The sequence below is a fragment of the Pseudomonas sp. LS_2 genome, assembly GCF_042709235.1.
Taxonomy (GTDB): domain Bacteria; phylum Pseudomonadota; class Gammaproteobacteria; order Pseudomonadales; family Pseudomonadaceae; genus Aquipseudomonas.
Map to the genome: position 1 here is coordinate 66768 of NZ_JAVAYC010000022.1, position 12099 is coordinate 78866.

Sequence of the window (12099 nt, forward strand, 5' to 3'; positions counted from 1 at the left end):
GAACCAGGCTCCGCGGTACATGGCAACGGCTTCGCCGGTATTCGCGGGCAAGCCCGCTCCTACAGGGTTCTGTGCCGCTTTCAACCCAACGCAGTGTCCAGGAACATCATCACCCCGAACCCACCCATCAACCCCAGGGTCGCCGCAGTCTGGTGCCCGTTGCGGTGGGTTTCCGGAATGACCTCGTGGGACACCACGAAGATCATCGCGCCCGCCGCCAAGCCCATGCTCACCGGGTAGGCGAGGGCAAAGCCGGTGGAAATGCCCAGGCCGATCGCCGCGCCCAGCGGTTCCATCAGGCCAGAGCCGATGGCCACCAGGGCCGCCTTGATATTCGACAGGCCCGTGGCGCGCAAGGCCAGGGCCACGGCCAGCCCCTCGGGAATGTCCTGGATGGCGATGGCGGTGGTCAATGGCAGGCCGATGCTCAGGTCGCCGTTGGTAAAGCTCACGCCAATGGCCATGCCTTCGGGCAGGTTGTGCAAGGTGATCGCCAGCACGAACAGCCACACCCGGCCAATGCGCGCCGCCTCCGGGCCACAGGGGCCGGTGCTTTCATGTTCGTGCGGAGTAAAGCGGTCCAGGCCGAGCATCAGCAGCACGCCCAGGCCCATGCCGAGCACCACGGTGAACGCGGCTGCCGGGCCATTGCCGGTGACTTCGCGGGCGGCGTCCAGCCCGGGCAGTATCAGCGAGAAAGAACTGGCCGCCAGCATCATCCCGGCGGCAAAGCCGAGCATGACGTCCTGGCTGCGTGCGCTGACGTCGCGCAGAACCACCGCCAGCACCGCGCCCAACGCCGTGGCGGCGAAGCCGGAGAGCCCGCCGAGCATGGCCAGGTGCAGGTTTTGCGAATGCTCGCCATTGAGTGCGTTCCACAGGCTCGCCAGCAGCAGGAACACCACGACCAGCAGGCTGATGCCCAGGCCTGCGCTGAGCCACGGGGCGTCGAGGGCTTGCTGGCGCCAGGCGCTGAGCATCGACGGTTGGGCACTGTGTTCGGAGTGGGCGGGGGGCATGGCAACCTCGTAGGCGATAGATGGACGCAGTCTACTCAGTGACACGCAGGAGCAGCCAAGGATTCCCTTCTATCGAGACGATAGCCGGCTATGCTGGCCAGCATCATCCACAACTGGAGCACTGCCATGGGGGCCACGTTCAACAGCCTGGTCGGGCTGATCATTCTCGCCCTGGACATCTGGGCGATTCTCAATGTGCTCAAAAGCGGCAGCGAGGTGGGCATCAAGGTGCTATGGGTGCTGTTGATCCTGTTGCTGCCGGTGCTGGGGCTGATTATCTGGGCCGTTGCCGGGCCCAGAGGCAACGTGCGTATTGGCTGACCCGGAGTAGCCGGGGCAGGTAACAAAATTTTCACAGTGGATTCACCAGAATCCGCGCCGCGCGCATGTCGTGCAGGCCGTCTTCGGTCTTTCCAGGTCGCAAGGCGGCAACCGCTTTTGCGTTACACAGAAATCTAGGATCCCCATTCATGGCTAACACGGATGCCTTGAAGCAACGGGCCGTGCCGGCACCGTTCGCACCGACCCTCACCTCGCACCTGACCTACACGCTGCTGTGTGGCCTGGTGATCATGTTCATGCTCAGCCTGGTGCGCCTGGCGCTGCTGGCGTACAACAGCGACATGGTTGGCGACACTCCCTACAGCACCGTCGCCGAAGGCCTGTTCAATGGCCTGCGCTTCGACCTGCGCGTGGTGGTGTACATCAGCATTCCGCTGTTGCTGGCGGTGCTCAGCCCTTGGGCCATGGCCCGGCGCGGCTTCTTCCGGTTGTGGCTGACCCTGGCGGCGAGCACCGTCATGTTCCTTGGCCTGATGGAGATGGACTTCTACCGCGAGTTCCATCAGCGCCTGAACGGCCTGGTGTTCCAGTACATCAAGGAAGACCCGAAGACCGTCATGAGCATGCTCTGGTACGGCTTCCCGGTGGTGCGCTACCTGCTGGCCTGGCTGTTCGGCACCTGGCTGCTGAGCCTGCTGTTCAAGGGCATCGACCGCTTGACCCGAGGCGACGCCGGCCCCGGCAAGCTCACCGGCCTGCACCGTGTGATGCCGTGGCACAAGCGCCTGGCGGTGTTCATGGTGGTGCTGCTGGTGGCGGTGATCGCCGCTCGCGGCACCCTGCGCCAAGGCCCGCCGATGCGCTGGGGCGATGCCTTCACCACCGACTCGCACTTCGTCAATCAGTTGGGCCTGAACGGCACCCTGACGCTGATCGATGCAGCCCACAGCCGCTTCGGCGAGGACCGCGCCCGGGTCTGGAAGCCGGTGCTGGAGACCGAAGTGGCCCAGCAAACCGTGCGTGACATGCTGCTGACCCCCTACGACCAGCTGGTCGAAGCCGACCAGGCGGCCATCCGCCGCGAGTTCACCCCGCCGGCCGAGCGCACCCTGCCGGTCAAGAACGTGGTGGTGATACTCATGGAGAGTTTCGCCGGCCACTCGGTGGGGGCCTTGGGCAGCCCTGCGGGCATCACGCCGTATTTTGACAAGCTGGCCAAGGAAGGGCTGCTGTTCGACCGTTTCTTCTCCAACGGCACCCACACCCACCAGGGCATGTTCGCCACCATGGCCTGCTTCCCCAACCTGCCGGGCTTCGAATACCTGATGCAGACCCCGGAAGGCGGCCACAAGCTGTCGGGCCTGCCGGCGCTGCTCAGCGCCCGGGACTACGACGATTTGTACGTCTACAACGGCGATTTTGCCTGGGACAACCAGTCCGGTTTCTTCGGCAACCAGGGCATGACCACCTTCATTGGCCGCAACGACTTCGTCAACCCGGTGTTCTCAGACCCGACCTGGGGCGTGTCCGACCAGGACATGTTCGACCGCGGCAACGAGGAACTGGCCAAGCACGATGGCAGGAAGCCGATCTACGCATTGCTGCAAACCCTGTCCAACCACACGCCGTACGCGCTGCCGAAGGACTTGCCGGTGGAGCCTGTGACCGGTCACGGTCGCCTCGACGAGCACCTGACCGCCATGCGCTATTCCGACTGGGCGCTGGGCCAGTTCTTCGAGAAGGCGCGCAAGGAGCCGTACTTCAAGGAGACCCTGTTCGTCATCGTCGGCGACCATGGCTTTGGCAACCACCAGCAGGTCACCGAGCTGGACCTGGGCCGCTTCAACGTGCCGCTGCTGCTGATCGCGCCGGGTATCCAGGAGAAATTCGGCGCCCTCAGCCACACCGTCGGCACCCAGGTCGACATCGTGCCGACCATCATGGGCCGCCTCGGTGGTCAGGTGCGCCACCAGTGCTGGGGTCGCGACCTGCTCAACCTGCCGCAAGGCGACCAGGGCGTCGGCATGATCAAGCCGTCGGGCAGCGAGCAGATCGTCGGCCTGGTGCAGGGCGATCGCATTCTCATCGAGTCCAAGGACATGGAGCCCAAGCTGTACCGCTACCAACTGGGCCGTGAGTTCAAGGCCGAAGTGATCCAAAGCCCCGACCAGCCTGAAATGCTCAGGAAACTCGAGGCCTATATCCAGACCGCCACCAAGAGCCTGCTGGACAACACCGCCGGGGTGATTCACGGCACGCCGCAGTAGCGCTTCTGGAAGACAAACAGCCCGCCCTACCGGCGGGCTGTTTTCATCTGGCGCCGGGCAATTTCGCTGAACAACATCCTGGCTTGGTGGTCAAGTCAGTACGGATGTCACTCACCGTTGTTCGTAAGCGAGGGTTGATCGATGAAAGAGTGGGAAGTCATCTTTGCCGACCAGAAAGGCGAACCTACCTTGCTGCGGCTCACCAGCGAGCATTGCCCCAGCGAGGAGGACGCGGCGCGAGCCATCCGCTCGCACCTTTTCCCGGTGATGGACGAGCTTGACCTGAACGACTTCCAAGGCCGCACCCATGCGCCCACGGCACGCTGGCTCAAGGAGCAGAGCGGCGTGACCATCAGCGAAATCCGCGAAGCCTCTTGAGGACTGGCGCTTCTTGAAGACCAAGGCTTCGTGAAGACTAAAGCTTCGTGAAGCCTAAAGCTTCGTGAAGACTATTGTGGCGTGGTGCCCTGCCAGGCACTACGCTGGGAAAAGACGCTGGCCACTTCTGCGGGCCGCGTCGTTTCATCCGCGTCTTGCATCCGCTCGAACTGCCAGGTACTCCCCTCGGGAGCCCCTGCAGGTGCTGTAGTTAGTGCACTGAAAGTCTATCCATCACTTGAGGAGGACGTTTCATGAGCAGCCACAACGACGACATCAGCAGCAGTGTGCTTCGCCAGATGAAAGCTGGCGGTTTCGACTTCACCCGTATCCATCCCATCGAGTTCTATGCCGTGTTCCCCGATGAAGCCGGCGCCCGCAGGGCGGCCGGGCAGTTCCGTGGCGAATCGATCAATGCCCAGGTGCATGAGCGCGACGATGGCGCCTGGCACCTGGAGCTGAGCAAGGTGATGTACGCCACCTACCGCGGCATTGGCGCCTTCGAGGAAGCCTTCGAGAAAGTGATTTCGCCGCTCGGTGGCGAGGTGGAAGGGTGGGGTGTTCGCCAGGAGCGGTTGATCGCCTGAGGGCGTTTGCCTGGCTTCGCGTGGTACCTGCAAGCATCTGCGCTGGCCTCTTCGCGGGTAAACCCGCTCCCACAGGTTTAGCGCTGCCCTCGCAAGCGGCGCGATACCTGTGGGAGCGGGTTTACCCGCGAAAAGGCCGCGCCATGCTCAAGGAAGCGGTGTGGAGCTCTTGCGCCCGGCCATGTGCTTCAGGTACGCCAGCACAGCATCGAGCTCCTGTTCGCCCAATACGCTTTCCGGGAACCCCGGCATGCGCGCCTGCGGCCACTGCCGCAGGCTTTGTGGGTCGCGGATAAAGCTGCGCAGGAAGGCCGGCTGGAAATACTCGGTGGGGCTGTGCGGCAGGTTCAGGTCGGGGCCGAACTGCGCGTCGCCCGCGCCGTTCAGGCGGTGGCACGCCAAGCAGTTCTGCTGGAATAGCGCGAACCCCTGGCGCACCGGGTCGTTGGCTGGCAGCTCAGGGGCCGGCAGCAGGGCCGGGAAGCGTGTTTCCACGGGGGCCATGCGGCGAATAGTGGCAATCTGGAAAGGCCATTGCTCGGGGCGGATATCGCTGGCCTCAGGCCGGGTCCACACCAGGTAGAACGGTCCGGCGCTGGGTTTGCCCTTGGCCAGGGGCGGCCACGGCTGGCCTGGGTCTTCCACGGCCAACCAGGCTTGCGCCGGGCCGTTCTGCAGCAAGGGCCCGGCGGGCATCTCGGCGGCGAAACCATCGAGCGCCACGGCTTGCAGGTGGTCGTCAGGGTGCACGCCTTCGAGCAGCGCGGCCATGGGCACCGCGCGATAGCGCATGGGGCCTTTGTAGGCCACGTCCTGGCTGATTGAGATTTCGCGGGCCTGCGGGTGCTCCAGCAGCTGCGCGGTCTGCCAGCGCCGTGGGTGTTCTCCAAGCTCCAGGTTCAACTGTGCCGCGTGGAGCGGCATGGCGAGCAACAGCAACAGCACGGACAGGCAATGGCGCATGAGCGACCTCCAACCATCAGGGTCGGCAGATTACCTGTGTGCAGCCTGCAAGTGCCACCGCCGCTTCAACCGAACAGTCGGGTCAGGTTCGGGAGAATCAGCAGCAAGGTGGTGGCGAACAATATGAGTCCCGCTTGGCGTAGTTTCGATGGTCTGAACATGACGGATCGCCTTCTTGTTGTTATTCCTGACGAGCCCTTGGCTTCCCTGTCGCGCTTCGGGTCGATCACCGTGGCGCCGGAATGCGCCGTTTCCACAACCTCTGGTGTCTGGATATACCTCCAAAGGTAGGGCGAACATTCGCTCTGTTTGAGAACCCTTTGTTCTAACCGAGTTCAAGATGGTCTCTTGAGGTTATGAGGCCATTGGCCAGTTCGCTGGCATGCTCTGGCTAGACCCTTGCGTGGCTGCCACGACTAATTGCTTGGCTGCCTACCGTTCGTCAGTGCGGCATACTTGCTTGTACGTGTCTTTCGCGTCAGTCTCTACAGCAGTTTCCCACCCATGTCGTTCAGGACTATCCCTATGTCGTTACGCATCTGCATCCTTGAAACCGATGTCCTGCGACCGGAGCTGGTCGCGCAGTACCAGGGCTACGGAAGGATGTTCGAGCAATTGTTCTCGCGCCAACCGATCGACGCCGAGTTTTGCGTGTACAACGTGATGAATGGCGACTACCCGGACGACGAGGAACGTTTCGACGCCTACCTGGTGACCGGCAGCAAGGCCGATTCGTTCGGCAGCGACCCGTGGATCCAGACACTCAAGGTCTACCTCCTCAAGCTCTACGAGCGTGGCGAGAAGCTGCTGGGTGTGTGTTTCGGCCACCAGTTGCTGGCGCTGGTGCTCGGCGGCAAGGCCGAGCGTGCCGACAAGGGGTGGGGCCTGGGCATCCACCGCTACAGCCTGGCGGCCCACGCGCCATGGATGGACCCAGAAGTGACCGAGCTGACCATGCTTATCAGCCACCAGGACCAAGTGACTGCGCTGCCAGAAGGCGCCACTCTGATCGCCTCCAGCGACTTCTGCCCGAATGCGGCGTATCACGTGCGTGACCAGGTGCTGTGCTTCCAGGGGCACCCGGAATTCGTGCACGACTACTCCCGTGCGCTGCTCGATGCGCGCCGCGACCGGTTGGGGGATGAGGTGTACGAGAAGGCTGTTGCCAGCCTGACGGTGCAGCATCAGGGCGATTTGGTCGGTGAGTGGATGATGCGCTTCGTTGGGCATTCGAAGGATGCCAAGCAGCGCGCCTGACGGTGGGATCGTGTGGCCTTCTCGCGTTCTATAGGGTCAGCACTGTACCTGTAGAAGTAGGCTTGCCCGCGAAGAAGGCCACACGGTTTCAGCGCCTCACAACCACCCCGAACGCTTGAAGCTGGCAAACAACCCGCCGCACCCCGCCGCGATCACCCCCAGCACGACGAAGTAGCCGTAGTGCCAGCTCAGTTCCGGCATGTTCTGGAAGTTCATCCCATAGATCCCGGCAATGGCCGTGGGAAACGCCAGGATCGCCGCCCAGGCCGCGAACTTGCGTTGCACGATGCTCTGGCGTGACGACTCCAGCAGCATGCCGATCTCGATGGTCTGGCTGGCGATGTCGCGAATGCCCACCAAGTCTTCCATCTGCCGCGTGACGTGAATCTGCACGTCACGGAAATACGGGCGCATGTTCTTGTCGATGAACGGAAAGTTCAGGCGTTGCAGTTCTTCGCCGATTTCCACCATCGGCGCCACGTAGCGGCGCAGGCGCAGGATATCCCGGCGCAGGCTGTGCAGGCGGCGGATGTCCTCTTCCTTGAGTGAGCCTGCGAGCACACTCTGCTCCAGCTCCTCGATCTCGCCATGGATCGCCTCGCTCACCGGTTGGTAGTTCTCGGTGACGAAGTCGAGCAGGGCGTAGAGCACGAAGTCCTCGCCGTGTTCGAGCAGCAGCGGCCGGGCTTCGCAGCGCTGGCGCACCAGCGCATAGGATTTGGAGTGGCCGTTGCGGCAGGTGATGATGTAGCCGTTGCCGGCGAAAATGTGGGTTTCGATGAATTCCAGCCGGCCTTCATGGCGCACCGGCGAATAGGTGACGATGAACAGCGCGTCGCCAAAGGTTTCCAGTTTAGGCCGGCTGTGTTTTTCCAGGGCATCCTCGATGGCCAGTTCGTGCAGGCCGAACTGGCGCTGCAGGTTCGCCAGCTCCTGGGCGTTGGGCTCCTCGAGGCCTATCCATACGAAGTGCCCGGGCTTTTGCGCCCATTCGCTGCCTTCGTCGAGGCTGATGTTGGTAACCTTCCTGCCGGCGCTGTACACCGCCGCTGCGACGACTCGACCCATGGTTGCCTGCTTGTTCGGTTGGACATGGCAGACAGCTTGGGCCGAGAGCGTCAGGAGAGCAAGGCGCAGCTATTGGCCGGCGCGGGGCAGTTCGCTGTCCATGCGGTCGATGCACTGCTGCATCTGGGAGCGGCACTGCTCGATCAACGCGGGCAGGTCTTGCTGGCTGAGGCCTGCGGTGGGAATTGGCGGCAGCGAACGGATGATTACCGTGCGCCGACGCCAGCTGTTCAGGCCCAGGCGCGTGGCATAGCGGCTGACGCATACTGGCACGATTGGCACGCCGGCCTCCACGGCCATGTGGAAGGCGCCTTTCTTGAACGCCAGCAGCTGCTCGCCGGGGTTGCGCGTGCCTTCCGGGAAGATCCAGATCGAGGTGTCGTTGCGCAGGGTGCGGGTGGTGGCCTGCATGGCCTTGCGCGCCTGGTAGGCGTTCTTGCGGTCTACCAGCACATTGCCGCCGAGCCAGAACAACTGGCCGAACAGAGGGATCCAACCCAGGCTCTTCTTGCCAATGGCCACCGTGCGTTGTGGCACCACGCGGCCAAGTACGAACAGGTCGAAGTTGGATTGGTGGTTGGCGATGATCACGCAGCCGGGCGGCTGGTCGCGCAACGGGCCGACTTCTGCCTTGACGTTCAGGCGTAACAGCCAGGTGGCCGGCACGCTGTACAGGCGGGCAAACAGGCGGCTGTTGTCAGGGTTGAAGGGCCGGCAAAGGCCGATGACCAGGCCAACGGCGCCGACCAGCAGGAAGTGCAGCGCCAGGAGGCACATGCGAAACAGATAGAGCATGATAAGGCTCACACCAGACAGTCGTCGCGCAGTGTACGGCTGTGCACTGAATGGAGCAAACGCTGGTGTGGCCTGTGCTGCGGGCCTTGCTTCAGAGCGCGTGGCTTTGGTCCTTGCGGATCGCCTCGTCCAGGGTCTCCAGCAACGCTGCGCGCACTTTCAGCTTGGTGTTCTTGTGCGCCAGCATGTTCAGCTTCTTCATTTCACGGGCGGCGGCCAGCGCGGTGTCCAGCAATTGCTCGGCGGGTACCACCTTGTCGAGGAAGCCGGCGACCACGGCAGCCTGCGGGTCGAACACCTCGGCGTTGTTCACCGCGCGCTGGAAGGCCGAGCGGGTCAGGCGGTCGCGGGCCAGTTCGATACCGGCGTGGTGCATGGTCATGCCGATCTGCACTTCGTTCAGGCAGATCTTGTACGGGCCTTCGACGCCGATGCGGTAGTCGCCCGACAGCAGCAGGAAAGCGCCCTTGGCCACGGCGTTGCCGGGGCAGGCAACGATCACCGGGAATGGATGAGAAAGCAGGCGTCGGGCCAGGGTGGAGCCGGCGGTGACCAGGCCGATGGCTTCCTTGGGGCCGGCGGTCATCACCTTGAGGTCGTAGCCGCCGGAGAGAATGCCCGGCTGGCCGGTGATGACCACCACCGCGCGCTCGGCGGTGGCGCGGTCCAGTGCGGCGTTGAAGGCGGTGATGAGGTCTGGGGAGATGGCGTTGACCTTGCCGTTGTTCAGGGTCAGGGTGGCGATGCCATCTTCGGCGTGGTAGGTAATCAGCTCGCTCATGACAGAGTCCTTTGGGGGGCGTGCAGGCGACGTTACCCAGCACACGCGGCCAGGTAAAGCGCCAAGACTGACTGACCAGTCAGGCAAATCGGCTGGCGCCCGCAAGCGTTGCACCGGGGCAGGGCTCGCAGGAAAAAGCGCAGGGCAAATTGGCAGCATCGCCCTGGCAGCGGGCCGGTTTTGGCCGAGGGCCTTAAGCGCATGAAAATTCTGAAAAAAATGCTTGCCAAAGGAGAGGGGTTCTACTAAATTAGCGCGCCTCGACAGGCTGAACAGCTTGAAGAAATCCGGTGAAGTGTCCGAGTGGTCGAAGGAGCACGCCTGGAAAGTGTGTATACGAGAAATCGTATCAAGGGTTCAAATCCCTTCTTCACCGCCACATTCCACAAGAAACCCCTGAATCGAAAGGTTCAGGGGTTTTTTGTTTGCCTGTCTTTATTCCTGGGCTGCGCCGGTTTCTTCGCCGCACCGCCGCGAACCAGGGCGACGCCCTGGCCATGCAGCGTGGTACAGCCCCTAGAAACTCACCGAAGCCGACACCCGCGCCGTACGCGGCGCCCCTTGGAACAGGTAGTTGTCGCCCAGGTAATCCCCTACATCACGCCAGTAGCGCTTGTCGAAGACGTTGTCGACGGTCAGGCGCAGCACCGTGTCATAGCCGCCTATGTTGGTGCGGTAGCGGCTGCCGATGTCGAACACCGTGTAGGCGCCCACCTCCACGTTACCCGCCTGGCTGGCGTACTTGCTGGCGCTGTAGCGGGCGCCGCCGAGCAGTGCCAGGCCTGGCACCGGCAAGCTGTAGTCGAGCTGCAAAGTGGCGCGCAGGCGCGGTACGTTGATGGCCTGGTGGTCTTCATACGCCTCGGTACCACTGCCCTTGACCCGGGCACGAATGGCTGCGGCGCTGGCGTGCACTTGCAGCTTCGAGGTCACCCAGCCGCTGGCACCCAGCTCGAGGCCGGTGTTCTTCTGTTGGCCTTGCTGCACATAAGTGAAGGCGCCAGCACCCTCGGGGCGGGCGTACTGGTAGGCCTGGCGGATCTGGAACAACGCGGCGCTCAGGCTCATGCCCTGCCAGTCGCGCTTGATGCCGATTTCCAGCTGGCGCGACAGGGTCGGCGCGAGGATTTCGGCGGCGTTGCTGGCGTACCACGGGGCGATACCCCCAGCCGACAAACCCTTGGACCAGCTGGCGTACAGCGTGGTGTCCGGCTGCGGCTTGTAGATCAGCGCTGCGTTGGGCAGCACCTCGTATTGCTGGGTATGGCGGCCAGGCTCGCCGGTTTCGCTCCAGGTCTTTTCGTCCAGGCGCACGCCGCGGGCTCCGAGCACGGCCTGCCATTGTTCGTTGAAGCTGATGCGGTCGTTGACGAACAAGCCGTACTGGCGGCTGTCCAGGCGCTTCTCGCTGGCGCCGACCGGCTTGTCGGACGGCGCCAGCGCCGGGGCGCCGGTACCGATATTGCCGGTACCCAGCCACTCGTTGTAGTAGGGCCGCTGGTCGAGGGTACGGCGTTGCGCGCTGGTACCCAGGGTCAGCTCATGGCCTACGCCCAAGGCCTGGAAATTCCCCGCCAGGGTGGCCTGGGCCTCGTCGATGCGTCGGGTGTCGTCGGGGCTGCGGAAGTCGTAGATGTCATAGTCGCCGTTACTGCCGAAGAACGCGCCCTCGCTGGAGCCCCAGGCGAACGCGCTGTAGTCGTCGATCACCACCTTGCTGCGCGAGGCGCTGAGGGTGCCGGTCCAGGCCTCGTTGAAGCGGTATTGGAAACGTCCGCCGAGGTTCAACGAGTCGGTCTGCACAGGCTTTGCCCAGGACTGGTAGGCCAGGCGGTCGCTGGGGTCGATCGAGTGCGGCAACTGGGTGCCGCCGAGCAGTTGGTAGCCCGGCACCGAATACTGCTCGCGGTGCTGATACTCGGCATCCAGTTGCAGGGTGGCGTCAGGGTTGATCTGCCAGTCGAAGGCCAAGGAAGCGAAGTCGCGCTTGCCGTCGGCGTGGTCGACGTAGGAGCGGATGTCCTCGTGGGCCAGGTTGGCGCGCAGGCCGAACTGGCGCTCGCTGCCGAACCAGCCACCGAGGTCGGCGGCCAGGTAGCGCTCGCCCTGTTCGTTGCTCGAGACGCTGAGGCTGCGCACGTCCTCGGTGCGCTTGGTCACGTAGTTGACCAGCCCGCCTGGCTCCGACACGCCGCTGTACAGGCCCGACAGCCCCTTGAGCAGCTCGACCTGCTGCTTGTTCTCCAGCGCCACGCTCTGCTCGCCGGCGATGGTCTGGCCGTTGATCCGATAGCTGCTGGCGGCATTGAGCTCGAAGCCGCGGACGTTGAAGTTCTCGTAGTAGCCGATGGGCGCGTAGCTTTCTCCGACCGAGGCGTCGCTTTGCAGCACCTGGCCGAGGGTACGTACCTGGCGGTCGTCCAGCAGCTCGCGACTGAACACGCTGACCGAGGCTGGGGTGTCCAGCACCGGTGCTGCCTGCCAGCCGCCCACCTGGGCTTCGCGGGCCTGGTAGCCGGTGTCGTCAGTGCGGTCGGTGATCTGCACCGGGGCCAGGGTCACGCGCTCGGCGGCAACTACCGGGCTGCCCTGCAGGGCAAGGCCCAGGCCGAGCAGGCCAAGGGGCAGGCGGGGGCGAAGCGGGGTCATGCAAGGCTCCTGGAAACAGACGCGAACGCGGGGGGGCCTGGCGGCGTGGGACC

Annotated in this window: 11 protein-coding genes and 1 tRNA gene; 6 read left to right on the forward strand and 6 right to left on the reverse strand. The window is 63.8% G+C overall.

Annotated features, from left to right (window positions below; translation table 11 throughout):
* Positions 1-80: 80 nt before the first annotated feature.
* The gene (locus tag RAC97_RS18730) at positions 81-1019 is read right to left on the reverse strand and encodes a ZIP family metal transporter (RefSeq protein ID WP_375101035.1); all 939 of its coding nucleotides are present in this window, start codon (positions 1017-1019) and stop codon (positions 81-83) included.
* Positions 1020-1145: 126 nt separating this feature from the next.
* Here RAC97_RS18730 and RAC97_RS18735 point away from each other — a divergent pair, with 126 nt between their 5' ends.
* The 4 genes from RAC97_RS18735 to RAC97_RS18750 all read left to right on the forward strand — a co-directional run bounded on the left by RAC97_RS18735 (position 1146) and on the right by RAC97_RS18750 (position 4533).
* Positions 1146-1340, forward strand: a complete 195-nt coding sequence (locus tag RAC97_RS18735) for a PLDc N-terminal domain-containing protein (RefSeq protein ID WP_375101049.1) — start codon at positions 1146-1148, stop codon at positions 1338-1340.
* A gap of 149 nt (positions 1341-1489) precedes the next feature.
* On the forward strand, positions 1490-3568 hold the full coding sequence (locus RAC97_RS18740) for an LTA synthase family protein (protein WP_375101036.1): 2079 nt from the start codon (positions 1490-1492) through the stop codon (positions 3566-3568).
* Between the two features lie 141 nt (positions 3569-3709).
* Positions 3710-3946, forward strand: a complete 237-nt coding sequence (locus RAC97_RS18745; protein WP_375101037.1) for a hypothetical protein — start codon at positions 3710-3712, stop codon at positions 3944-3946.
* 254 nt (positions 3947-4200) lie between these two features.
* The gene (locus RAC97_RS18750; protein ID WP_375101038.1) at positions 4201-4533 is read left to right on the forward strand and encodes a ribonuclease E inhibitor RraB; all 333 of its coding nucleotides are present in this window, start codon (positions 4201-4203) and stop codon (positions 4531-4533) included.
* 147 nt (positions 4534-4680) lie between these two features.
* Here the strand turns inward: RAC97_RS18750 and RAC97_RS18755 are convergent, their stop codons facing one another.
* A complete protein-coding gene (locus RAC97_RS18755; protein ID WP_375101039.1) occupies positions 4681-5496 on the reverse strand; it encodes a c-type cytochrome in 816 nt (271 codons plus the stop codon).
* A gap of 525 nt (positions 5497-6021) precedes the next feature.
* On the opposite strand from RAC97_RS18755, the gene RAC97_RS18760 reads away from it, so the two are divergent.
* A complete protein-coding gene (locus RAC97_RS18760) occupies positions 6022-6753 on the forward strand; it encodes an amidotransferase (protein WP_375101040.1) in 732 nt (243 codons plus the stop codon).
* Positions 6754-6849: 96 nt separating this feature from the next.
* On the opposite strand, the gene RAC97_RS18765 is transcribed toward RAC97_RS18760, so the two are convergent.
* The 3 genes from RAC97_RS18765 to RAC97_RS18775 all read right to left on the reverse strand — a co-directional run bounded on the left by RAC97_RS18765 (position 6850) and on the right by RAC97_RS18775 (position 9397).
* The gene (locus RAC97_RS18765) at positions 6850-7821 is read right to left on the reverse strand and encodes a magnesium and cobalt transport protein CorA (protein WP_375101041.1); all 972 of its coding nucleotides are present in this window, start codon (positions 7819-7821) and stop codon (positions 6850-6852) included.
* A 69-nt stretch (positions 7822-7890) separates the two neighbouring features.
* Positions 7891-8616 (reverse strand): lysophospholipid acyltransferase family protein, encoded by a 726-nt coding sequence (locus tag RAC97_RS18770; protein WP_375101042.1) that lies wholly within the window; start codon positions 8614-8616, stop codon positions 7891-7893.
* Between the two features lie 91 nt (positions 8617-8707).
* The gene (locus RAC97_RS18775; protein ID WP_375101043.1) at positions 8708-9397 is read right to left on the reverse strand and encodes a crotonase/enoyl-CoA hydratase family protein; all 690 of its coding nucleotides are present in this window, start codon (positions 9395-9397) and stop codon (positions 8708-8710) included.
* Positions 9398-9686: 289 nt separating this feature from the next.
* On the opposite strand from RAC97_RS18775, the gene RAC97_RS18780 reads away from it, so the two are divergent.
* Positions 9687-9776 (forward strand) — tRNA-Ser (locus tag RAC97_RS18780).
* A gap of 137 nt (positions 9777-9913) precedes the next feature.
* On the opposite strand, the gene RAC97_RS18785 is transcribed toward RAC97_RS18780, so the two are convergent.
* Complete coding sequence (locus RAC97_RS18785) at positions 9914-12046, reverse strand: TonB-dependent siderophore receptor (protein ID WP_375101044.1); 2133 nt, start codon at positions 12044-12046, stop codon at positions 9914-9916.
* Positions 12047-12099 lie beyond the last annotated feature (53 nt).